Genomic DNA, 21,457 nt, shown 5'->3' with positions numbered 1-21,457 from the left:
ACAACGGGTGGCACGGGACTCCAATCCCGTTCTGTAATCATGTTGTTTACGCTTGTCTGCCGGCGTCGCGCATTCCGTGTGCGTGGCGTCGGCAGGCATTCTGTCCGCGCATCTATGGCGGGCGGTGCGTGGAGGGTCTCGGCCCGCCGGCGTTTCGCATGATTACAACCGGTATTGGAGCCACGCATCGTCCGCCACCCTCGCATTCCCGCGCAGGTGGCATCCCGGTTTCATGCACAAGGACGCCAAGATGACCGCAACCAAATATCCCTGCCTGTTCGCCACGCTGGGCGAAGCCGCCAAGCAGTTGCCCGATGAACTGGCACGCGCACTGGAACGCACGCTTGCCGCCACCCCTGCGGCGAATGACTCTGAGTACACGTCTGGCAGCATCACCGTGCTGGACTGCCTGCAGCGCATCCGCCAGGGCGAAGCCGCCGATGGCCAGCCGTGGCCGAGCGATGGCCATACACCCGGCCAATGCATGGCGCTGGCGGGCATTGATCGTGCCAATGCCGGGCAGACGTTCCTGCTGGAACTGCTGCACGCCATCGAACGCACGCGCGTGGATGGCGATGAAAACCCACAGATGGGCGATGCCGCGCGCGAGGGGATTCTGTTTGCCTGCCGCGCGTTGGCCGAGTACGTGGGTGTGCAGGTGCGCGCGGCGTAGCGGGCGCCATCCCGCACCTGCACCGCGACGCGGTAGCGCCGGGCCAGGCCCGGCGTGTCCCTGTATCAGGCGAAGTGCTGGTAGCCGCCGCTGGCGGGTTCACCATCGACCTGCACGCCCTGCCCTTCGGTGATGCGGCCGACGCGGGTCAGCGGCACGTCCAGCGATTCGGACAGGTACAGCAGCGCATCGCGCTGGTCGGCCGCAGCGGTGAAGCACAGTTCGTAATCGTCGCCGCCACGCAGCGCGCACTCGCGCGCACCGTCGCGGCCCAGCAGGCCACGCAGTTCGGGCGAGATCGGCAGCACGTCGGCATCGATCTGGGCGGCGACGCCACTGCGCGCCGCGATATGGCCCAGATCGGCCAGCAGGCCATCGGAGATATCGACTGCGGCATGCGCGAAGGCACGCAGGCGCAGGCCGAGGGTGACCCTCGGGGTGGGACGCAGCAGGCGCAGGCGCAGGGTTTCGTAGTCACCCAGCAGGGTGGCGGTGGCCACGTCCAGCGCGCCCTGCTGCCACAGCTTCAGTGCACCGGCAGCATCACCGATCGTGCCGCTCACCCAGACATCGTCACCCACCTGGGCGCGGTCGCGGCGCAGCGCCTGGCCGCGGCCAACCTGGCCCATCGCGGTCACCGTCAGCGACAGCGGGCCGCGCGTGGTGTCGCCCCCCACGAGGGCCATGTCGTGCTGGTCGGCCAGGGCGAAGAAGCCCTCGGCGAAGGCGTCGATCCAGTCTTCGCTGGTGTCCGGCAGGGACAGTGCCAGCGTGCACCACGCCGGGCGTGCGCCCATCGCGGCCAGATCGGACAGGTTGACCGCCAGGGTCTTCCAGCCGATGTCGTAGGCAGGGGTTTCCGCCGGGAAATGCACGCCGCTGTTGAGCGTATCGGCGGTGACGACCAAGTGTTCGTTGGCACGCGGCTGCAGCAGCGCGGCGTCATCGCCGATGCCGAGCAGGATGTCATCGCGCTCGCTGGTGCGCGCGCGGATACGGTCGATGAGGGCGAATTCGGCCAGGGACATGGGGCGCTCCGGCGGGTTGCATGGATGGGCGGCGGGCGCGAATGCGGGCAGATCGTGCCGATCGGATGGAACCGCCGGGGTAGAGTCGACTGTCAGTCGACTGCTCTCCCGTCCGACACTACGACTGCTGATCGAAAGGCAGTCGACTGACAGTCGACTCTACCGAAGCAGATTCCCGCGCCGTTCAACGAACGATGCGGGACGCAGGGGGTCAGTGACCCGATTCGACCTTGCGCCATTCCACGGCGGCACGATCCAGCACGCCGTTGACGTAGGTGTGGCCATGCTCGGAACCGAAGCGCTTGGCCGATTCGATGGCTTCGTTGATGACCACGCGGTACGGCACGTCCAGGCGGAAGCGCAGCTCGTAGCCGGCCAGGCGCAGCACGGCGCGTTCGATGGCATCCACTTCTTCAATGCCACGGTCCAGGTACGGGCCGAGGGCTTCGTCGATGTCGCGGCGGTTGTCCAGCACGCCATGCACCAGCGCTTCGAAATAGGCCAGATCGGCGATTTCGCGGGCCTGTTCGTGGGCGAACTGGGCGATCAGCGACTGCGCGTTGCCGCCGGAGATCTGCCAGGCGTACAGCGCCTGCACGGCACGACGGCGGGCACGCGAACGCAGCACCGGGTCGATGCCATCACGGCGGACGGGTTTACCGGAGGGCTTGCCCTGGGTGTTCTTGTTCATGGCAGTTGCTCCAGCAGGTTGACCATTTCCAATGCAGCGATTGCGACTTCTTCACCCTTGTTGCCATGGCTGCCACCGGCGCGGGCCTCGGCATCCTCGGCACGTTCCACCGCCAGCACGCCGTTCAGCACCGGCACGCCGAAATCCAGCTGCACGCGCATCAGGCCTTCGGCGCAGCGGTCGGCCACGTGTTCGTAGTGGCGGGTATCGCCACGGATGACGCAGCCCAGGGTGAGGATGGCGGCGTGTTCATGGGCGGCGGCCAGGCGCGCGGCGACCAGCGGCAGTTCCCAGGCACCCGGCACGCGGATCACGTCGATGTTGGCTTCGGCAATGCCGTTGCCGGCCAGGCTCTGGCGGGCGCCAGCAACCAGGGTATCGGTGATGCGGGCGTTCCAGCGGCTGGCCAGGATGGCAAAGCGCGCCGACTCGGGGGTGCGAAGATCGCCTTCGTAGTGGCTCATATGCGGCTTGGGGGTTCGATTAGGGGGTGATTCTACCGCATGGTGTGCCGACCAACGGTCGGCACCTACCAGGGGGGCCGGGAGGATGTGCCGACCAACGGTCGGCACGCACCGTGGGTGCCGACCGTTGGTCGGCACGCCAAGCTGGCTTACAGGGTGACCGTCTCCACCACTTCCAGGCCGTAGCCGGCCAGGCCCACCTGACGGCGGGGGGTACCCAGCACGCGCAGCTTGCCCAGGCCCAGGTCGGACAGGATCTGCGAGCCGGCACCGTTGCGGCGCCACTGGCCCACGTCCTTGTCCTTGCCCGGCACCACCGGCGCCGGCTGCTGGCGCAGGCGGGCCAGCAGGGCTTCGCCGTCGCGCGGGGCCGACAGCACCACCATCACGCCCGCCCCTTCGGCGGCAATCGCACGCAGGGCATCGGTGGCGGCCACGCCGAAATCATCGCGGCGCCAGTGCAGCAGGTCGGCCAACGGGTTTTCCACCTGCACGCGCACCAGGGTCGGGGTGTCGGCCGCCGGGGTGCCACGCACCAGGGCGAAATGCAGGTCGTGGGCGATGCGGTCGCGGTAGGTGACCAGCTTGAACGGGCCGAATTCAGTGTCGATCTCGCGCTCGTCCACGCGTTCGACGGTCTTTTCGGTGGCCAGGCGGTAGGCGATGAGGTCGGCGATGGAGCCCATCTTCAGGCCGTGCTCGCGGGCGAACACTTCCAGTTCCGGGCGGCGCGCCATGCTGCCGTCCGGGTTGAGGATCTCCACCAGCACGCCGGCCGGTTCCAGCCCGGCCAGCATGGCCAGGTCCACGCCGGCTTCGGTGTGGCCGGCACGGGTCAGCACGCCACCCGGTTGGGCGATCAGCGGGAAGATATGGCCCGGCTGGTGCAGGTCGGCCGGCTTGGCGTTCGGCTTCACCGCGGTACGGATGGTGTGGGCGCGGTCATGGGCGGAAATGCCCGTGGTCACGCCTTCGGCCGCCTCGATGCTGACGGTGAAATTGGTCTGGAACTGCGCGGTATTGGCCTGCACCATCGGCGCCAAGCCGAGGTCGGCGGCGCGGGTGCGGGTCAGCGGCAGGCACACCAGGCCACGGCCATGGGTGACCATGAAGTTGATGTCCGACGGCTTGACCAGCTCGGCGGCCATGATCAGGTCGCCTTCGTTCTCGCGGTCTTCGTCATCGACGATGACGACCATGCGGCCCTGGCGGATGTCTTCGAGGATCTCGGGGATCGGGGCGAAGTTCATGCTGCATCTCCCTGTGGGTGCTGACCGTTGGTCGGCACACTGATCAATCGCTCCACGTAGCGCGCCACCAGGTCGATTTCCAGGTTCACCGCGCTGCCCACGCCGGTGGCGGAGAAGGCGGTGTTGGCCACGGTGTGCGGGATGAGGGCGACTTCAAAGCCCTCCTCGTCCACTTCGTTGACGGTGAGGCTGACGCCGTCCACGCAGATCGAGCCCTTCTTGGCGATGTAGCGGCGCAGGGCGGCCGGCGCGGCGAAACGCCAGCGCTGGGCACGTGCATCTTCGTGGATGGACAGGACCTGGCCGAGGCCATCGACGTGGCCGCTGACCAGGTGGCCGCCGAGGCGGTCGGTCGGGCGCATGGCGCGTTCGAGGTTGATGACCGCCCCCTCACCCAGCTGGCCCAGCGTGGTCAGGCCCAGGGTCTCGGTGGACGCGTCGGCTTGGAAGCTGCTGGCGTCGAATGCGATGACGGTGAGGCAGACGCCGTTGATGGCGATACTCTCGCCCATCTGCACGTGGTCGAACGGCAGGCTGCCGACATTGAAGGTAAAGCGGACATCGCCGCCGATGGATTCGCGAGCAGCCAGACGGCCGACGCCTTCGATGATTCCAGTAAACAAGAAACGTTCTCCGCGGAAAGTGAGCGAAAAACGCCGCAAGGCAAACAGGCGGGCGCAGGGCCGCAAAGGCCCTGTGGCACCGTCTTCTTTCATCCGGACTATGACCGTCGGCTCCGGCATTGGACCGGATCTGCTGACCCCCGGCCGTGGGCCGGGGCGCTCGCGGGCTCGTGCTTGCGCACCTACCGCCGGTGGGGAATCGCACCCCGCCCTGAAGACGTTTGTGTACCGGCGAACCGGCCCGCCCAGTGTACCAGCCTGGGCTGAACGGGGTCGGATCCCTTTCCGCAGGAAAGGGCTCTGACCCCTTGTCTGGCCCGTTTGGGGTCAGAGCCCTTTGCGTTGCAAAGGGATCCGACCCCTGCCCTGACCCCTGCCCTGAACGGATCCGTCCCCCAGATGAACCGACCGCCAGCTGTGACGTCCGTCGCTCGCAATTCGTAAAACTTTCATTAAACTCAAGCCTCGGACGACATGAGGTCGCCACGGACCGCCAACAGGGTGGCCCGCCAATGGACTGCAATTCACAGGAAACCCATGCGCAAGATCCTGATCGTGGCCGCACTGCTGGCCGCCGCCCCGTTCACGGCCTCGGCCGACGGCCTCAGCTACACCTATGTGGAAGGTGGCTGGACCCAGTTCCAGACCGACGATGACCTGCTGGATGACCCCAAGCTGGACGGTGGCTACGTGCGTGGCTCGTTCGCCCTGGCCGAGCAGGTACATGTGTTCGGCGCCTGGAACTACGCCAGCAAGTCGTACAACTATGACTACGGCCACGCCAAGCTGGAACTGAACCAGCCGGAGCTGGGCATCGGTTACCACATGCCCTTCAGCGAGCGCGTGGACTACACCGCCGACATCGCATGGGTACGCCAGCAGGCTGAGATCAAGGCGGACTTCGACGGTTTCGGTCGTATCACCGACAAGGACCACACCAACCTCGTGCGCGCCACCATGGGCCTGCGTGGCAAGCCCTCGGCCATGACCGAAGCCTGGATCAAGGCCGGTTACATGGATGGCGGCAACAACTTTGAAGGCACCTGGGTCGGCACCCTCGGTGGCCAGATCAACTTCACCAAGACCTGGGGTCTGGTGGGCGAGATCTCCGGCTACCGCGACGTCACCCAGTTCTCGGCCGGCGTGCGCGCCAGCTTCTGATTGCTCGATCCTCGTCGTGTAATCGAACGGGCCCCGCAAGGGGCCCGTTTTTTTTGGTTCTGTCTTTTCAGACAAATTGCATGGCGTCCTGCGGGCTGCTGCCGCAGGCTGCTGGCCTCTCCCTCTCTGGATGGATGATGCTGGCTTACCGCCTCGCCCTGCTGCTGTGCCTGCCCTTTGCCGCGCAGGCAACCGCTTCGGAAAAGCTGAGCCCCGAGCAGGCCTTTGACCTGTACGCGCAGGCCCTGCTGGAAAGCAATACCCAGGCCGCTGAAGCGTTGACCCGCGCACTGCCCGCGGACGCCCTGTGGGAAACCGAGACCATCCTGAGCCTGCCACGCCTCCTGCCGGAAATGCACGAACAGGTGTTCAACCAAGGGGAAGATGAAGTAGTCCCCGCCGCAGTGATCGAGGCAGTGATAGCCCAGATCACCCGGACGTACGCCAGCAGCCGCTGCCGGGCCGTGCCCGGGCAGGCCATTGCCGGAGCTGTACCGGGCGGGCAGGCGCAGGTCCCGTACACCTGTCAGGTACCGGTGTGGAACACAGAAAGCGGCCTGCTGGCCGACCCGGCCATCCAGCAGAAACTGCAGGACGACGAGGTGTTTGCTGCGTATCTGATCGCCTCGGAGCTGCGCATGGCAGAGAAGCAGACGATCACCGGCACCGCGCTGCTGGAAGGAAGTGCCGGGACGGGCTACTTCCCCGACGGCGACACGATCCGATCCCTTGCCCCGGTGCTGTTCTCGATCTTTCCGGAAACGCTGGCCGATACATTGCTGGAAAAGTAGCCGCGTGGTGGCACGGCGTGCACGCGCGTGCCATCGCATCTGCGTGCCGATGCGCTAGTCTTTTGCGCCTCTGCACTACCCCACTGGAAACGGAACACCGTCATGAAGACTCCCCTGCGCACCCTGCTCGCCAGCGCCCTGCTGTGCGCCCCTGTGTTGACCACCGCCGCGCCGGCGCTGACGCCCGAACAATCGCTGGACCAGTACGCACGCGTGCTGATTGAAGACGATGCCGCTGCCGCGCGCACGCTCAACGATGCCCTGCGCAGCGACCCCGACAGCGAGGACGCGTTGACGCTCCCACCGGGCGCGGTGGCCAAGGCCCTGGCCGAACCGTTGATGGCGGTGCAGGCCAGCATCGGCGTCACGCCCGATGCAGCGGCGACCGAAGAGATGTTCGCCAAGGTGCTGAAGGCATCGGCCTGCCGCGCCACCGGCAGCACCATCGAAGACAACGAGCACGTGGACGGGCAGAAGATCGCCACGGTCGATTTCAGCTGCAAGGTGGTGGACCTGGACAGCGTGCGCCCGCTGTTCATCGCCAGCATCACCAGTGACGACCCCGCCGCACGCCGCCGCTTCATCGATGCCTACACGCAGGCACTGAAGAGCGGCGCGCGGCGCACGGTGAAGGGCAGCCAAAAGATGTACTCCGGCGCAGAGCAGGCGTACTGGTTCACTGGCAGCTTCGATCAGCTGATCAGCCCGGTGCTGGAAGCGCTCGCGCCGTTCGAGCAGTGGAGCGAAGATGCCCAAGCCGCCAGCGCACCGAAGGTGACCGGCGTGCCCAGCTGCGACCTGCTGCTGCAGCAGCACCGCAGCTGCGTGGCGAAGATCGCCCCGGACCAGATCAGTGGCGTGGACGCGATGGCCGAAGAACTGAAGGCCAAGGCCCAGGTGCAATCGGCCGATGAAATGACGCAGGAGTGCAAGGCCCTGCGCCCGATCGCACAGATGATGTGGACCGACGAGTGCGCGTAATGCGGTAACGGCGCAGGCGCATCCATCCACGCCAGGCGTGGATGGATGTCACCGCATCACGCGCAATGTAGATCCACGCCATGCGTGGATGGCTTTCACCGCATCAAGCGCAATGTAGATCCACGCCATGCGTGGATGGCTTTCACCGCATCAAGCGCGCAGCAGCAGCCGCAGGTCGTCGCCCACCTGGCGCTGGTCGACCACGCGCAGGCGTCGCTGCTGGTCCATCGCCTCGATGCCCAAGCCGGCCAGCAGCGGGCGGCCGGTATCACCCAGCAGCGTCGGTCCCTGGTACAGCAACAGCTCATCGACCCAGCCGCCGCGCAGCAGCGCACCGGCCAGGGTGGCACCGGCTTCGGTATGCACTTCGTTGATGCCACGCTCGGCCAGCAGCGCCAGCACCGCCCCCAGATCCAGGCGGCCATCCACGCTCGGCACGCTGGCAAATTCAGCGTCGGCCGCATCTGGTGCGCTCACCGCGGCATCGTGCACGTACAACGTCGGCGCCCCACCCTCGCGCACGCGGCTGCATTCCAGCGAACGCAGGCGCGAATCGAGCACCACGCGCAGCGGTGGCATCACCTCGGTATCGGCCAGGCGCACGGTCAGCATCGGATCGTCGGCCAGCACCGTATCGGCGCCGGTCAGGATCGCGCCGGCACGCGCGCGCCAGTGCTGCACGTCTTCGCGTGCGGCGGCGCCGGTGATCCACTTCGAGCTGCCATCGGCCATCGCCGTGCGACCGTCCAGGCTGGCGGCCAGCTTCACCCGCAGCCACGGGCGGTTGCGCTCCACGCGGGACAGGAAGCCCTTGTTGAGTTCACGCGCCTGCGCGGCCATCAGGCCTTCGGCCACCTCGATGCCCGCTTCGCGCAGCAGGTTGAAGCCACCGCCATCGACCTTCGGGAACGGATCGCGCAGCGCCGCAACCACGCGCGATACACCCGCGTCGATCAATGCCAGCGCACACGGCGGCGTGCGCCCGTAGTGCGCGCACGGTTCAAGGGTGACGTAGGCGGTGGCACCCCGTGCTTCGCTGCCGGCTTCGCGCAGAGCGAAGACCTCGGCGTGCGGGCCGCCGGCACGCTGGTGCCAGCCCTGCCCGACCACGCGCTCGCCATGGGCGATCACGCAACCGACCATGGGATTGGGGCGGGTGGTGTAGGCCGCACGCTCGGCCAGACGCAATGCGTTGGCCATGTGCAGGTGGTCAAGGACGGTGAACGGAGTGCTCATGCGGCCATGGTAACGCTGCCATCAGTGCCAACCAACGGTTGGCACCCACCGGGGCAACGGCGCCAACCAAGCGGGGCAAAGTAGATCCACGCCATGCGTGGATGGAGGCCGTCAGCCCTTCTTTTTCTTGGTCAGGGCGATGACATCGCCCAGCAGCTGCAGCTGTTCGGTGCTGGCCGGCAGCTCACGTTCGAGCTTCTCGATTTCTTCGCGGAAATCGGCCACGTCCTCGAAGCTGCGGTAGACCGAGGCGAAGCGCACGTAGCCGACATGGTCGAGCTTGCGCAGTTCGTTCATCACGAACTCGCCGACCTTGATGGACGGCACTTCGCGTTCGCCGCTGATGCGCAGCTGGTGGACCACGGCGCGCACCGCCGCTTCGATCTTCTCTTCCGGCACGGCGCGCTTCTGCAGCGCGCGGTCGAAGCCGGCGCGCACCTTGCGCTGGTCGAAGGCCTCGCGGGTGCCATCACTCTTGACGATGGCCGGCAGCTTCAGCTCGACCGTTTCCAGGGTGCTGAAGCGTTCGTTGCAGGCCTCGCACTCACGCCGACGGCGGATCGTCGCGCCGTCTTCGGAGACGCGCGAGTCGATGACCCGTGTATCGGCATGCTGGCAGAAGGGGCAATACATGGAACGCCTGGCTCGGGAAAGAACGTCATGCCATCGTCATGGCAGCGTCGCAAAGGTACCTGAGAAGCGCTTTTGCAGCAAATCCGCGCGGCGCTCAGCCTTACGCGGCAAGGCGTTGCCGGCGACGCAGCCAGGCCAGATGCGCCGCCGGCAGCAGCAGCGGCGGGCCCGCCAGCGGTAGGCACAGTGTCTGCCAATGGGGCAATCGAAACGCGGAGCCCCCCATCCATCCATGAGCCTCCACCAGCAACAGCGTGATAGAGACAGCCAACACCGGCAGGGCAGCCACTACGCCAGACATCAGCATCAGCCAGGGGAACGCGGGTGTCTCCTGCAAGGCAGAACGCCCCCATCGCAGGTACCGCCAACTCAGCCAAACCCAAGCGATTACGCCAACCAGCCCCGTCATTGACCAAGCGAGTGCTATCAGGCTCCGGTTGTCGCTCTCGAAACCGGGGTCGACAACCGCCAACAGCAGCACGAAGCCAATCACAAGGCCACTGACAATCAAGCCCGGGAGGCCGAGCAGCAGACACTCCAACAGATACCACCGTTTGTGCGTGCGTTCATTCTTCACTGCGCGCTCCTTGGCCGCCAGCGCAGGCCGGGGACCAGCCTGATGGCAGGCCACCCTACACAGACGAGGCGCATCAATGAGTGGCAACACACACGGCCTCGACCCATGGGACGACAAGACCGCCGCCAGGACACGGTCTCGGCACATCACGGTCATACGCAATCGGTTCGCGGCGCTTGCGGCCCGAAGTCCGATTACGACATTTGCGAGGCCTGGCCGCAGTAGGCAGGCGATCTCCATGCCACCGTGCAGTTGCCTGAAACGTCAGGCGTCCTGAAGGCAGCCAGGCCGCCAGCGCAGCCACGCCAGATGCGCCGCCGGCAGCAGCAGCGGCGGGCCGAACAGCAACAGGCCGAAGCCCTCCATGCGTTCGGTCAGGCCGACCACCAGACCCAGTACGGCGGCGGGCACCGCAGCCAGCGCGCCCAGCGCCAGCAACGCCCACCACACCCGGCCCACCGCCTGCAGGCCAGGCCGGCCCTGCAGCAGGAAACCGGCGCCGATGTGCAACCAGGCAACAATGCCCAGCGCCCCGGCGGTGCCCCAGCACACCAGCAGCAGCCGGCTCAGCAGGCGGGTTTCCTGCATCAGGCCGGAGTACACGCCCACCAGGGCCACGGTGCCGCCCAGCAGCACGCCGGGCAGGCCAAACAGCAGGGCCTGCACGAGGTGCAGGCGCTTGTGCAGACGCTCATCCATGCGCGGTGCTCTCCTTCGATGCTGGGGTCAGAGCCCTTCCCTGCGGGAAGGGATCCGACCCCGCTCCCCGGTCAGCCGTAGACCGGGTACTTGCGGCACTGCGCGCTGACGGCGTCGCGCACGCGGGCGATGACGGCGTCATCGGCCGGGGCGTCGAGCACGTCGGCGATCCAGTTGGCCAGGTCCACGCAGTCCTGTTCGACATAGCCACGGGTGGTGACCGCCGGGGTGCCCAGGCGCAGGCCCGAGGTCACGAACGGCGAACGCGGGTCGTTCGGCACCGAGTTCTTGTTGACGGTGATGTGGGCCTTGCCCAGCGCGGCTTCCGCATCCTTGCCGGACACGTCCTTGCCGATCATGTCCACCAGCATCAGGTGGTTCTGGGTGCCGCCGGAGACGATCTTGTAGCCGCGCGCGATGAGCGTGTTGGCCATCGCCTGGGCGTTCTTCACCACCTGCTGCTGGTAGGCGGTGAAGCCCGGTTCCAGCGCTTCCTTGAAGGCCACGGCCTTGGCGGCGATGACGTGCATCAGCGGGCCACCCTGGATGCCCGGGAACACCACCGACTGCAGCTTCTTGACCAGGTCTTCGTCGGCGCCCTTGGCGACGATGATGCCGCCGCGCGGACCGCGCAGGGTCTTGTGGGTGGTCGAGGTGACCACGTGGGCGTGTTCCAGCGGGCTCGGGTAGACGCCGGCGGCGACCAGGCCGGCCACGTGGGCCATGTCCACGAACAGGTAGGCACCGACCTTGTCGGCGATGGCGCGGAAGCGTGCCCAGTCGATGACCTGCGAGTAGGCCGAGAAACCAGCCACGACCATCTTCGGCTTGTGCTCCAGGGCCAGGCGCTCGACTTCGTCGTAATCGATCAGGCCCTGGTCGTTCACACCGTACTGCACGGCGTTGAACAGCTTGCCGGAAGCATTCACCTTGGCACCGTGGGTGAGGTGGCCGCCGTGGGCCAGGCTCATGCCGAGAATGGTGTCGCCCGGCTGCAGCAGGGCGAAGTACACGGCCTGGTTGGCCTGCGAACCGCTGTGCGGCTGCACGTTGGCGTAGTCCGCACCGAACAGCTGCTTGAGGCGGTCGATCGCCAGCTGCTCGGCGATGTCCACGTATTCGCAGCCACCGTAGTAGCGCTTGCCCGGGTAGCCTTCGGCGTACTTGTTGGTCAGCTGGCTGCCCTGGGCCTCCATCACGGCCGGGCTGGTGTAGTTCTCGCTGGCGATCAGCTCGACGTGGTCTTCCTGACGCTGGGTTTCGGCGGCGATGGCCTTGGCCAGTTCGGGATCGTAGGTTTCGATGCGGACGTCACGCGGGAACATCGGTTACTCCGGCAGGCAGGGAAAAGGGGGGATGGCACAGCCCCTGATTGTAGCCCCGTGGCGGCCCGCCGGGGCCGGAATGGACGCAGGGCCGGATCCCCTGGAGGAGATCCGGCCCCGTATGGATCTGGCCCGGCAGGTCAGTAGATCCACGCCATGCGTGGATGTGACCGCCGGCTCAGTGGCTGAGCACGTACTGGGCGATGACGCCGGTGGCGATGGCCACCAGAAGCATGTTGCCGCGGTCGTCGCGGATCCAGTGGTGACCATACGGCGGGCGACGCAGGTGGTAGCGCGGGTAGTCGTTCACCACGTAGATCGGGCCACGGTAGTAATCACGGTAGCGGTGGCCGACCTGCCAGCCGTAGCCCGGGCCCGGGCGATAGCCGGGGCGGTAGACCACGCGCGGCGGCGGCGGCGCCGGATGGTAGTAGCGACGGTCATGGTCGCGGCGCCAGTCACGGCGTGCATCGCGGCGGTCGCGTTCGTAGTCGCGGCGCGCCTCGCGCACATCGTGGCGGTACTCGCGGCGATCGTCGCGGCGGTCTTCCCGCCATTCGCGGCGGTCACGGTGGTCGTTGTCGGCGAATGCCGGGGTGACGGCGCCCAGGGCCAGTACAGAGGCCATGGCCCCGGCCACGATGAAGTTGATGCGCATGACAGACCTCTGCTGGGTGGGTGGTGATGTCCATATTGCGCAGGCGATCTGAACCGTTTCCGGCTGGAAACGCTTCCCGTTGACGTATTGCACTCTGTATTCAGCCTTCGGCCAGCCCCGCGGGGCGCCGACAGGCGCGGCCGGGAACCGGTTCCGGCTATAATTGGGGGTATTCCATTCAGTCTGTGCCCGCTGTCGTCCGGGATCTTCCCGCTGACGGACGGGTGCAGGGCCGCGCCCCTACGGAGACCTCATGTCCTCGCAATACATCTACACCATGAACCGCGTGTCCAAGGTGGTCCCGCCCAAGCGGCAGATCATCAAGGACATCTCGCTGTCCTTCTTCCCGGGCGCGAAGATCGGCCTGCTGGGCCTGAACGGCGCCGGCAAGTCCACCGTGCTGAAGATCATGGCCGGCGTGGACACCGATTTCGAGGGCGAAGCCCGCCCGCAGGCCGGCATCAAGGTCGGCTACCTGGCGCAGGAACCGGAGCTGGACCCGACCAAGACCGTGCGTGAAGCGGTCGAGGAAGGCGTGGGCGAAGTGCTGCAGGCCCAGGCCGCGCTGGACGCGGTCTACACGGCCTATGCCGAAGAAGGCGCCGACTTCGACGCCCTGGCCAAGGAACAGGAGCGCCTGGAGGCGATCCTCGCCGCTGGCGACGCGCACACCCTGGAAAACCAGCTGGACGTGGCCGCCGATGCGCTGCGCCTGCCGCCGTGGGATGCCGTGGTCGGCAAGCTGTCCGGTGGTGAAAAGCGCCGCGTGGCGCTGTGCCGCCTGCTGCTGCAGAAGCCGGACATGCTGCTGCTCGACGAACCGACCAACCACCTCGACGCCGAGTCGGTGGAATGGCTGGAACAGTTCCTGGCGCGCTACACCGGCACCGTGGTGGCGGTCACCCATGATCGCTACTTCCTGGACAACGCCGCCGAGTGGATCCTGGAACTGGACCGCGGCCGCGGCATTCCGTGGAAGGGCAACTACACCGACTGGCTGACCCAGAAGGATGAGCGCCTGAAGCAGGAAGACAACCAGGAAAAGGCCCGCCAGAAGGCGATCCAGAAGGAACTGGAGTGGTCGCGCCAGAACGCCAAGGGCGGCCGCACCAAGGGCAAGGCCCGTCTGGCCCGCCTGGAAGAGCTGCAGTCGGTCGATTACCAGAAGCGCAACGAAACCAATGAAATCTTCATCCCGCCGGGCGAGCGCCTGGGCAACGCGGTGATGGAGTTCAAGAACGTCTCCAAGAAGTTCGGCGACCGCCTGCTGTTCGACAACCTGAGCTTCCTGGTGCCGGCCGGCGCCATCGTCGGCATCATCGGCCCGAACGGTGCCGGTAAGTCGACCCTGTTCAAGATGATCACCGGCCAGGAAAAGCCGGACACCGGCGAGATCGTGGTCGGCCCGACCGTGAAGCTGTCCTACGTGGACCAGAGCCGCGACGCGCTGGAAGGCAACCACAACGTCTTCCAGGAAATCGCTGGCGGCCTGGACATCCTCAACATCAACGGCATCGAGATCCAGTCGCGCGCCTACATCGGCCGCTTCAACTTCAAGGGCCAGGACCAGCAGAAGATGGTCGGTTCGCTGTCCGGTGGTGAGCGTGGCCGCCTGCACATGGCCAAGACCCTGCTGCAGGGTGGCAACGTGCTGCTGCTCGATGAACCGTCCAACGACCTGGACATCGAAACCCTGCGTGCGCTGGAAGATGCGCTGCTGGAGTTCCCGGGCAACACCTTCGTCATTTCGCATGACCGCTGGTTCCTGGATCGCATCGCGACCCACATCCTGGCGTTCGAAGGCGATTCGCACGTGGAGTTCTTCCAGGGCAACTACCGCGAGTACGAAGAAGACAAGCGCCGCCGCATGGGCGACGACGCTGCGCCGAAGCGCCTGCGCTTCAAGGCGCTGAAATAAGAAAGAACGGCCGCGCTCTGCGCGGCCGTTCTGCATTCTGGTAGGTCACCACCGTTGGTGGTGACGCTTTAGCTTTGAAGCGTACCGACCAACGGTCGGTACCCACGTTCTGCATTTGGGTAGGTCACCACCGTTGGTGGTGACTCCTTATTGTTGTGAGAACCCCCATGTCCCTGTTCGAGCGCCTGTTCCAGCTGCAGCAGCACGGCACCACCGTGCGTACCGAGCTGCTGGCCGGTGTCACCACCTTCCTGACGATGTCCTACATCGTCTTCGTCAACCCGGAAATCCTGGGCACTACGGGCATGGATGCCGGCGCGGTGTTCGTGGCCACCTGCCTGGCCGCGGCACTGGGCTCGGCGGTGATGGCACTGGCGGCCAACTTCCCGGTGGGCATGGCCCCGGGCATGGGCCTGAACGCCTTCTTCGCCTTCACCGTGGTGGGTGCTGCGGGCCTGCCGTGGCAGCAGGCACTGGGCGCGGTGTTCATTTCCGGGCTGGTGTTCCTGGTGCTGTCGCTGACCGGCGTGCGCGCGTGGCTGGTGGCCGGCATCCCTTCATCGCTGCGCTCGGCCATCGTGGCCGGCATCGGCCTGTTCCTGGCGATCATCGCGCTGCAGAAATCCGGGGTGATCGTCGGCAACGAAGACACCCTGGTGGCCCTGGGCCCGCTGAATACCGCACCGCCGCTGCTGGCGCTGGGCGGCTTCCTGCTGATTGCCGTGCTGGAAGCGCGCCGCGTGCGCGGTGCGATCCTGATCGGCATCCTCGCCGTCACCGGCGCCGGCTGGGCACTGGGCGACGTGCAGTACCACGGCCTGGTCTCGCTGCCGCCGAGCCTGGCACCGACCTTCCTGCAGCTGGACCTGCCGGGCCTGCTGCACCACGACGGCGGCGCGCCGATCGCGGTGCTGCTGCAGGTGGTGCTGGTGTTCGTGCTGGTGGAAGTGTTCGATGCCACCGGCACGCTGTACGGCGTGGTGGGTCGCGCCGGCCTGCTGAAGCTGCCGGGCGCGCAGAAGCGCTTCGGCCGTGCGCTGCTGGCGGACAGCACCGCCATCGTGGCCGGTTCGCTGCTGGGCACCAGCAGCACCACCGCCTTCGCCGAAAGCGCGTCGGGCGTGCAGGTCGGTGGCCGCACCGGGCTGACCGCACTGGTGGTGTCGGCGCTGTTCCTGGCCGCACTGCTGTTCTCGCCGCTGGCGGCGATGGTGCCCGCCTATGCCACCTCGCCTGCCCTGCTGTTCGTGGCCGGCCTGATGCTGCGCGAACTGGTGGAAGTGGACTGGAGCGACCTGACCGAATCGGTGCCGGCCGCGCTGTGTGCGCTGGCGATGCCGTTCACCTATTCCATCGCCAACGGCCTGGCGTTCGGCTTCATCGCCTATGCCGCATTGAAGGCCGGTACCGGCCGCTGGCGCGAAGTGCATCCGGCGGTGTGGCTGGTGGCGACGCTGTTCGTGCTGCGTTACGCGTTGGAGTAAGGCGACCGCGCTGCGCGCTCGCCGGGCATGGCCCGGCGGCAGATCAATTGTAGGTAATCGTGAACGTGGCAGTGCCGTTGGCTTCGCCCGGCCCCACCGTGCCGGCCTGGGTCTGGATGTAGCGCGCGCGCAGCGGCAGCGACATCGTCGAGCTGCCGGTCACCGTATCACCCAGCATCAGGCTGTCGCCGAAGCGGATCGTCTGCTCGTTGCTGCCATTGCGGCGCACGATCTGGATGCCGATGCGCGTGGCGCTGTTGCTGCCACTGGTAAGGGCCAGCGTCCCGGGCTGGTTGCCGCTGGCCGACGTGGCATCGAGCTGGATGCCGATGGTGCTCTGGTACTGCGCCACGTTGCTGCCCTGGCAGCGCAGGTTGATGTTGAAATCGCGATCCACGGCACGCGAGCCCACGCCGGTGAAGCTGTCGTTGGGCACGCTGCCGAAATCGACCACGATGTTGCGGCTGCCCGCATCCACTTCGCAGGTGGGGCTGACAACGGTGGTGCCCGACCCCTTGAAGGACGACGTCAGCACAGGGCGGCCAGCGCCATCACCGTCGAAGTAGTAATTGGTGAAGCGCCCATTGGGCGCGATGATCCCCGACCCCGTCACCGCGGCAGTCTTGATCAGCTCGATCTTGAACTGGCCCGCGACCAGCGAGATGGTCGATCCTGCAGAGTAGGAGATCTGATGCGGGTAATAGGTCTGGATGGCGCCCGAGTCGCGGTACAGGCGGATGCCTACACCCTCCACGCCGGTCTGGTAGACATTGGAGTACCCGGGGGACAGCCGCTGCTGCGCGGCGTTGAAGTAGACGCCTACCGAGCGTCCACCCGCCCACCAGTCACAGCTGGCCACGCTGTTCCTTGCGATGATCGGCACGCTCAACTGCTTGATCACACCGCCCACGGGCGTGGTTGGCAGGATGACCACCTGCCCCATGTCCATTTCCACGTCCTGGGCAATGAAGCCTCGCGTATCGATTGAACACGCGGCCAGCGCCTGCCCCGACAGGCCCGTGCCCGCAGCCAGCAGCGCCATCACCAGGGTGCCACGGCGGAACGACATCAACGGCATAGGGCCTCCACGGTAGTCAGTCCGGCCGGGCCGGCGTCGGCGCTGGCGGGCGCCGTGTAATCGATCGTGCAGCGGGCATCCGCGTCGTCGCCCCACTCAACCTGCAGCTGGCCGCTGTCATCGGCGGTACGCACGTACACGCGGCCACCCTGCCCGACCATGCCCACCGGCTGGCCCTGTGCATCCTTCACCTGCGCGCCGAAGGGCAGCGTGCTGCCATCGGCGCCATGCGCCTGGATCAACAGCGCGCGACCCTGCCGGGTTTCGAAGCGCAGCAGGCTGATCGCACCGGCGTACGGGGCGATCGACTGGCTGCTGCCTTCCAGCTCGACGTCCAGCGACATGCCCTGCGGGTCGAGGGTGATCGTGTTGAGGCGGTACGGCGAAACATAGGGCACCACGGCATAGCCACGACCATCGATGCGCAAGCCCGGCGCATTGGCCACGCGGGCGTCACGGGCGCCGGCGGCCTGCACCAGCACCAGCGTGTCACCGCGCTGCGGCGAAAGCGTTACGCCACCGCCATGCACCACCAGGCTGCCCGTCGCGCCGACCGCCAACTGGCGGAATGCGCTGGAGTACCCGTAGGACGCGCTCGTCGCTGCATAGCGGCTGCGGTACTCGGCGTTGGCGATACCGGTGGTGCCACCCTCGCGGCTGTCGGACAGCGCGACGCCGTAGCTGAGTTCGTTGTCACTGCCGGCAGAGCCGGTGATGCCGATGCGGCTGGAGTCATAGCCCGAACGATCACGCACGCCCACGTCGGCGCTGAACGACATCGGCTGGCGGCGGCCCTGCCCCAGCGGCACGCTCATCGACAGCAGATACTGGGTGTCGGCAGTGCCGGCGAGTCCTTCTTCGGTACGGATGGCGGACACGCCGAAGTTCAACGAGCGCCAGGCGTTGTTGTAGCCCACCTGGTACTGCTTGCTGGTGCCGGGGCGGTCATAGAAGTCGCGCAGCGCACCGGTGACGTACAGCGAACCACCGCGCAGGCCAAGCGGCTGGTTGAGGGTCACCTGGAACTGGCTGCGCTGGCGGCCACGCACGCTGGGGTCGTTGCCGCGGCTGATGTCGTCGCGCACCATCAGTGCGTCCTGGAGGCTGTAGAACCCCCCGGTGGAATAGCGGTACGCGGCCAGGGTCAGGTTGGTGTTGGTCTCGCCGATCAGGTTGCTGTAGCTCAGGCGCACGCTGGCGCCGGAGCGCTCGCCCAGCGTATCCAGGCGTGTCCGCGCATGGGTGACATCGGCGGCGAACGCACCCACCGGGGTCGACACGCCCGCACCGTAGAGCAGCGAAACGTAGCCGGTGCTCAACGCACTGCCACCGTAGACCGTCACCCGGTTGTCGATGCCACGCTGCCAGGTGCCCTGCAGCAGCCACGGATCATCGCGCAGCAGGTCGTTGCGCACCTGGCCAGCGGTGACTGCATAGCGCGAGACACCCGCGCGCAGCATCTGCGGCACCGAGCCGAACGGCACGCTGAAGGTGCGGCGGCGGCCATCGGCTTCGATGACCGACACTTCCAGGTCACCGCCGTAGCCGGTGGGGTACAGATCGTCGATGACGAAGCTGCCGGGCGACACGGTGGTGGAATAGATCAGCTGCTGGCTCTGCCGCACTTCCACCCGCGCGTTGGTTTCAGCAATGCCGCGCACGACCGGCGCGTAGCCACGCAGCGAGTCGGGCAGCATGCGGTCATCGGTGGCCAGGCTGGCACCACGGTAGGCGATGGAGTCAAAGAGTTCGCCACTGGTGAACGCTTCGCCGACGGTCAGCATGCCGCGCACCTGCGCGATGCCACGCTGGGCATAGGTGGCGATGCTCTGCCAATGGCGCCCGTTGCCGTCGCTCCAGGTCAGGTTGGAATCATGCCGCAGCTGCCAGCCGCCCAGGTTGATGCCGGAGTTCAGGCCCAGATAGGCGGTGCGGTTGCGGCCACCGCCTTCGGTACGCGTCTGGCTGTCGACGGCATTGAAGGTGTAGCCGAGGAAGCCGGCGTTGATGCCGCGGTCCCACAGCGCAGGGTTGACGTAGCCGCGCGCGTGTCGGCGCAGGAACACCTGCGGGATGCTCAGGTCGTAGCGCAGGCTGCCACTGTCGAACGTGCCGAAGGCATTGGCCATGCGCTGCTGCACCGGCACGCAGGCATCGGCGGCCGTGGGCACGGAAGGGTCCTGCTGGGCCAGGACGGCCTCGCTGTCCACGCCGAATTCCTCCAGCATGGGCAGGCCCAGGCAGGCGTCGACCTTGCCCTGGGCATCGGCCTTGAACTCGACATCATGACGCCCCTGCCAGGCACCGTTGACGTACACATCCACGCGGTAGCTGCCCGCGACCATCGGATTGCCGTTGGCGAAGGCGGCAAGATCGACCTGGCCGGCCTTGCCGGACAGGAAACTGGAATTGAACTGGGCCTGCTCCGGAGGCGCGGCGGTCGCTGCGGTGCTCTGCGCCATCAATGCCTGCTCGCCCAGGTTTGCAGGCGCGGCCACAGCCCATCCAGGGCTTGCGGCCCCAGCGGCCAGCAGGCATACGGCCTGCCGGATCGACAATGTCAATCTGTTTCCAATCACACTGACATTCCTTGACGACGGCCGTGGTGCAGCCATGACGGGGCGCGCTGCCTGCATGCAGCCGTTCGATCAGTTCCCGCGGGCGAGATCGACGGTGCGCTCTACGCGCCCGCCAAAATCATTGATGGTGACAAAGCGCACCTGCGTGGTCGCTGCAGGCACGGTGAATTCGATGCTCTGGCCGGGCGCGGCCATTTTTCCCTTGTCCTCGACCACCTCGTCGCGGGTGCCTGCCAACGCATGCACTTCGGCCAGGGTGACGTGGTACGCACTCGGGTTTTCCACGCGCAGGCGGTCGCCCGAGCGGCTCCAGCGCAGCAGCGCGGGCGCTTCGTTGGCGGTACCGGGAAGGCCCTGCGGGCGGTAGAAGAGCTTGAGCCGCGAGCGGAATGCCACCTGCAGCATGTTCTGGTCGGCATCGCCCGTGCGGGCCGGCGAAGGCGGCACGTCCAGCACGTTGAACCAGAACACCGTTTCGCGGTCGGTCGGCAGCTTGGCACCGGTGAACATCACGCGCAGCGCCTGGCTGCGGCCCGGTTCGACGCGGCTGATCGGCGGCGTCAGCACGAACGGCGCATCGCTGCTGTCGGCGGTCTGGTTGGCATCGCCACTGTCGATCCAGGCCTGGACCAGGGACGGCGAATCGCCCACGTTGTCCACCTGTACGGTGACTTCGCGCGCCTGGCCGGGGTAGATCACCCGCGTACCGTTGATGACCACGCCAGCCAGCGCCGTCTGGCACAGGGCGAGTGAGAACGCGGCCGTCAGCAGCGTCCGGGAAAGAAAGGCTTTCATCGGAGGAACTACCCGTGGGTGAAGGCAATGCCCCTGCCCGGTGCTGGCACCGGACAGGGACCAGGCGGCAACGATCAGTTGTAGATGATCGTGTACTTGACGCTGGTGCTGACTTCGCCAGCCGACGCTGCGCCGGTTGCGTAGTACTCAGCGTAGTAGTTCAGGTCGGCGGTGCCGGCGGTGCCGGTGTTCACCCACTGCGAGTTGGTCTGGGCCAGGCCGGAGCTGGCGGCCTTGATCGGCAGCACGTCGAAGTTGCTGCCCAGCAGCTGGACCTGCACGTTGCCTGCGCCATTGGCGGAGGTCGGGGTCTGGTTCAGCAGGCGGCCGGTCGCGAAATCAACGGTGGAACCCGGCTCGAAGTAGGTGGCGACGTTGCTGTTGGTGCCGCACTTGCTCAGGTTGATGGCGAACTGGGTGCGGCCGTTGGTGGCACCGACGGTGGCCAGCGAAGCCTTCGACACGGTCGGCAGGTTGACGGTGAAGTCCTTGCCGGCCGGGGTGGTGATCTGGCAGGTGACGTCGGTGACCTTGCCCTTGAAGGTGATCGTGCCATCGGCGGCGTTGGCGGCCAGCGGTGCGGCAGCAAGCAGGAGGACGGCGAACAGATTGATCTTGCGCATTTGCTTTCTAACCCTACTGAGGAATGTGGACGTAGAGGAGGAAGCAAGGAGCACTGCCGGGCATCAGACCCATCCTTGCGTCTCACCTGTGGCCGGACCCGCGATGACGCCATCCTTGGGGTCCGAGCCGACAGTATAGATCACAAATGTGATGCAGTTCACGCAATTAACGTGTCGCATCGCACATTGA

21 protein-coding genes and 1 riboswitch are annotated in these 21,457 nt (G+C 66.7%); of the genes, 6 read left to right on the top strand and 15 right to left on the bottom strand.

Translation table 11 applies throughout. The features are described from left to right. Positions 1–250: 250 nt before the first annotated feature. Positions 251–673: a hypothetical protein gene (locus QMZ26_RS07395; protein ID WP_283221047.1), complete on the top strand. Its 423-nt coding sequence runs from the start codon at positions 251–253 to the stop codon at positions 671–673. 65 nt (positions 674–738) lie between these two features. Here QMZ26_RS07395 and thiL read toward each other — a convergent pair whose 3' ends face one another. The 5 genes from thiL to QMZ26_RS07370 all read right to left on the bottom strand — a co-directional run bounded on the left by thiL (position 739) and on the right by QMZ26_RS07370 (position 4,729). Beyond that, positions 739–1,695: a thiamine-phosphate kinase gene (gene thiL, locus QMZ26_RS07390; protein WP_283221088.1), complete on the bottom strand. Its 957-nt coding sequence runs from the start codon at positions 1,693–1,695 to the stop codon at positions 739–741. Positions 1,696–1,912: 217 nt separating this feature from the next. Continuing rightward, positions 1,913–2,392: a transcription antitermination factor NusB gene (nusB, locus tag QMZ26_RS07385; protein WP_079220616.1), complete on the bottom strand. Its 480-nt coding sequence runs from the start codon at positions 2,390–2,392 to the stop codon at positions 1,913–1,915. Beyond that, positions 2,389–2,856 (bottom strand): 6,7-dimethyl-8-ribityllumazine synthase, encoded by a 468-nt coding sequence (gene ribH, locus QMZ26_RS07380; RefSeq protein WP_079220615.1) that lies wholly within the window; start codon positions 2,854–2,856, stop codon positions 2,389–2,391. Before ribH ends, nusB begins: the two co-directional genes overlap by 4 nt. A gap of 149 nt (positions 2,857–3,005) precedes the next feature. Then, positions 3,006–4,106: a 3,4-dihydroxy-2-butanone-4-phosphate synthase gene (gene ribB, locus QMZ26_RS07375; RefSeq protein ID WP_283221046.1), complete on the bottom strand. Its 1,101-nt coding sequence runs from the start codon at positions 4,104–4,106 to the stop codon at positions 3,006–3,008. After that, positions 4,103–4,729, bottom strand: a complete 627-nt coding sequence (locus tag QMZ26_RS07370) for a riboflavin synthase (protein ID WP_200734044.1) — start codon at positions 4,727–4,729, stop codon at positions 4,103–4,105. Before QMZ26_RS07370 ends, ribB begins: the two co-directional genes overlap by 4 nt. Positions 4,730–4,806: 77 nt before the next feature. Continuing rightward, a riboswitch (FMN riboswitch) is annotated at positions 4,807–4,952 on the bottom strand. Positions 4,953–5,266: 314 nt separating this feature from the next. Here QMZ26_RS07370 and QMZ26_RS07365 point away from each other — a divergent pair. From QMZ26_RS07365 to QMZ26_RS07355, 3 genes are all read left to right on the top strand, one after another. Beyond that, entirely contained in the window at positions 5,267–5,890 is a 624-nt protein-coding gene (locus tag QMZ26_RS07365) for a hypothetical protein (protein WP_283221045.1), read from the top strand. A gap of 137 nt (positions 5,891–6,027) precedes the next feature. Further along, the gene (locus QMZ26_RS07360; RefSeq protein ID WP_283221044.1) at positions 6,028–6,681 is read left to right on the top strand and encodes a hypothetical protein; all 654 of its coding nucleotides are present in this window, start codon (positions 6,028–6,030) and stop codon (positions 6,679–6,681) included. Between the two features lie 102 nt (positions 6,682–6,783). Further along, positions 6,784–7,662, top strand: coding sequence for a hypothetical protein (locus tag QMZ26_RS07355; RefSeq protein WP_283221043.1), 879 nt, complete (start codon positions 6,784–6,786; stop codon positions 7,660–7,662). A 150-nt stretch (positions 7,663–7,812) separates the two neighbouring features. On the opposite strand, the gene ribD is transcribed toward QMZ26_RS07355, so the two are convergent. The 6 genes from ribD to QMZ26_RS07325 form a co-directional block, all read right to left on the bottom strand. After that, complete coding sequence (ribD, locus tag QMZ26_RS07350) at positions 7,813–8,898, bottom strand: bifunctional diaminohydroxyphosphoribosylaminopyrimidine deaminase/5-amino-6-(5-phosphoribosylamino)uracil reductase RibD (protein ID WP_283221042.1); 1,086 nt, start codon at positions 8,896–8,898, stop codon at positions 7,813–7,815. 111 nt (positions 8,899–9,009) lie between these two features. Continuing rightward, positions 9,010–9,531: a transcriptional regulator NrdR gene (gene nrdR, locus QMZ26_RS07345; RefSeq protein WP_079220607.1), complete on the bottom strand. Its 522-nt coding sequence runs from the start codon at positions 9,529–9,531 to the stop codon at positions 9,010–9,012. Positions 9,532–9,631: 100 nt separating this feature from the next. Continuing rightward, positions 9,632–10,108 (bottom strand): hypothetical protein, encoded by a 477-nt coding sequence (locus QMZ26_RS07340; protein ID WP_283221041.1) that lies wholly within the window; start codon positions 10,106–10,108, stop codon positions 9,632–9,634. A 264-nt stretch (positions 10,109–10,372) separates the two neighbouring features. Continuing rightward, complete coding sequence (locus tag QMZ26_RS07335; protein WP_283221040.1) at positions 10,373–10,807, bottom strand: hypothetical protein; 435 nt, start codon at positions 10,805–10,807, stop codon at positions 10,373–10,375. A 71-nt stretch (positions 10,808–10,878) separates the two neighbouring features. Next, positions 10,879–12,132, bottom strand: a complete 1,254-nt coding sequence (glyA, locus tag QMZ26_RS07330) for a serine hydroxymethyltransferase (protein WP_079220605.1) — start codon at positions 12,130–12,132, stop codon at positions 10,879–10,881. Between the two features lie 178 nt (positions 12,133–12,310). Further along, positions 12,311–12,790, bottom strand: a complete 480-nt coding sequence (locus QMZ26_RS07325; RefSeq protein WP_283221039.1) for an RcnB family protein — start codon at positions 12,788–12,790, stop codon at positions 12,311–12,313. Between the two features lie 253 nt (positions 12,791–13,043). Here QMZ26_RS07325 and ettA point away from each other — a divergent pair, with 253 nt between their 5' ends. Together ettA and QMZ26_RS07315 are read left to right on the top strand one after the other, a co-directional pair. After that, positions 13,044–14,708 (top strand): energy-dependent translational throttle protein EttA, encoded by a 1,665-nt coding sequence (gene ettA, locus QMZ26_RS07320; RefSeq protein ID WP_079220603.1) that lies wholly within the window; start codon positions 13,044–13,046, stop codon positions 14,706–14,708. A gap of 167 nt (positions 14,709–14,875) precedes the next feature. Continuing rightward, a complete protein-coding gene (locus QMZ26_RS07315) occupies positions 14,876–16,192 on the top strand; it encodes an NCS2 family permease (protein WP_079220602.1) in 1,317 nt (438 codons plus the stop codon). A 43-nt stretch (positions 16,193–16,235) separates the two neighbouring features. On the opposite strand, the gene QMZ26_RS07310 is transcribed toward QMZ26_RS07315, so the two are convergent. From QMZ26_RS07310 to QMZ26_RS07295, 4 genes are all read right to left on the bottom strand, one after another. After that, complete coding sequence (locus tag QMZ26_RS07310; protein WP_079220601.1) at positions 16,236–17,270, bottom strand: fimbrial protein; 1,035 nt, start codon at positions 17,268–17,270, stop codon at positions 16,236–16,238. Continuing rightward, complete coding sequence (locus tag QMZ26_RS07305) at positions 17,261–19,885, bottom strand: fimbria/pilus outer membrane usher protein (protein WP_345782665.1); 2,625 nt, start codon at positions 19,883–19,885, stop codon at positions 17,261–17,263. Before QMZ26_RS07305 ends, QMZ26_RS07310 begins: the two co-directional genes overlap by 10 nt. Before the next feature lie 33 nt (positions 19,886–19,918). Next, the gene (locus QMZ26_RS07300; RefSeq protein ID WP_108745945.1) at positions 19,919–20,644 is read right to left on the bottom strand and encodes a fimbria/pilus periplasmic chaperone; all 726 of its coding nucleotides are present in this window, start codon (positions 20,642–20,644) and stop codon (positions 19,919–19,921) included. 74 nt (positions 20,645–20,718) lie between these two features. Then, positions 20,719–21,267 (bottom strand): fimbrial protein, encoded by a 549-nt coding sequence (locus tag QMZ26_RS07295; RefSeq protein ID WP_079220598.1) that lies wholly within the window; start codon positions 21,265–21,267, stop codon positions 20,719–20,721. Between the last annotated feature and the right edge of the window lie 190 nt (positions 21,268–21,457).

Origin of the sequence: Stenotrophomonas sp. PFBMAA-4, assembly GCF_030053215.1 — a bacterium.
Lineage (GTDB): Bacteria > Pseudomonadota > Gammaproteobacteria > Xanthomonadales > Xanthomonadaceae > Stenotrophomonas.
Note: the sequence above shows the minus strand (reverse complement) of the source record. Positions and strands in the feature narration are given on the sequence as shown.

What these genes read in the sequence shown, in the direction of transcription:
- QMZ26_RS07395 (WP_283221047.1), top strand. Translation starts at nt 251, where the DNA reads ATGACCGCAACCAAATATCCCTGCCTGTTCGCCACGCTGGGCGAAGCC.
- nusB (WP_079220616.1), bottom strand. Translation starts at nt 2,392, where the DNA reads ATGAACAAGAACACCCAGGGCAAGCCCTCCGGTAAACCCGTCCGCCGT.
- ribH (WP_079220615.1), bottom strand. Translation starts at nt 2,856, where the DNA reads ATGAGCCACTACGAAGGCGATCTTCGCACCCCCGAGTCGGCGCGCTTT.
- ribB (WP_283221046.1), bottom strand. Translation starts at nt 4,106, where the DNA reads ATGAACTTCGCCCCGATCCCCGAGATCCTCGAAGACATCCGCCAGGGC.
- QMZ26_RS07365 (WP_283221045.1), top strand. Translation starts at nt 5,267, where the DNA reads ATGCGCAAGATCCTGATCGTGGCCGCACTGCTGGCCGCCGCCCCGTTC.
- QMZ26_RS07360 (WP_283221044.1), top strand. Translation starts at nt 6,028, where the DNA reads ATGCTGGCTTACCGCCTCGCCCTGCTGCTGTGCCTGCCCTTTGCCGCG.
- QMZ26_RS07355 (WP_283221043.1), top strand. Translation starts at nt 6,784, where the DNA reads ATGAAGACTCCCCTGCGCACCCTGCTCGCCAGCGCCCTGCTGTGCGCC.
- ribD (WP_283221042.1), bottom strand. Translation starts at nt 8,898, where the DNA reads ATGAGCACTCCGTTCACCGTCCTTGACCACCTGCACATGGCCAACGCA.
- nrdR (WP_079220607.1), bottom strand. Translation starts at nt 9,531, where the DNA reads ATGTATTGCCCCTTCTGCCAGCATGCCGATACACGGGTCATCGACTCG.
- QMZ26_RS07335 (WP_283221040.1), bottom strand. Translation starts at nt 10,807, where the DNA reads ATGGATGAGCGTCTGCACAAGCGCCTGCACCTCGTGCAGGCCCTGCTG.
- glyA (WP_079220605.1), bottom strand. Translation starts at nt 12,132, where the DNA reads ATGTTCCCGCGTGACGTCCGCATCGAAACCTACGATCCCGAACTGGCC.
- QMZ26_RS07325 (WP_283221039.1), bottom strand. Translation starts at nt 12,790, where the DNA reads ATGCGCATCAACTTCATCGTGGCCGGGGCCATGGCCTCTGTACTGGCC.
- ettA (WP_079220603.1), top strand. Translation starts at nt 13,044, where the DNA reads ATGTCCTCGCAATACATCTACACCATGAACCGCGTGTCCAAGGTGGTC.
- QMZ26_RS07315 (WP_079220602.1), top strand. Translation starts at nt 14,876, where the DNA reads ATGTCCCTGTTCGAGCGCCTGTTCCAGCTGCAGCAGCACGGCACCACC.
- QMZ26_RS07310 (WP_079220601.1), bottom strand. Translation starts at nt 17,270, where the DNA reads ATGCCGTTGATGTCGTTCCGCCGTGGCACCCTGGTGATGGCGCTGCTG.
- QMZ26_RS07305 (WP_345782665.1), bottom strand. Translation starts at nt 19,885, where the DNA reads ATGGCTGCACCACGGCCGTCGTCAAGGAATGTCAGTGTGATTGGAAAC.
- QMZ26_RS07300 (WP_108745945.1), bottom strand. Translation starts at nt 20,644, where the DNA reads ATGAAAGCCTTTCTTTCCCGGACGCTGCTGACGGCCGCGTTCTCACTC.
- QMZ26_RS07295 (WP_079220598.1), bottom strand. Translation starts at nt 21,267, where the DNA reads ATGCGCAAGATCAATCTGTTCGCCGTCCTCCTGCTTGCTGCCGCACCG.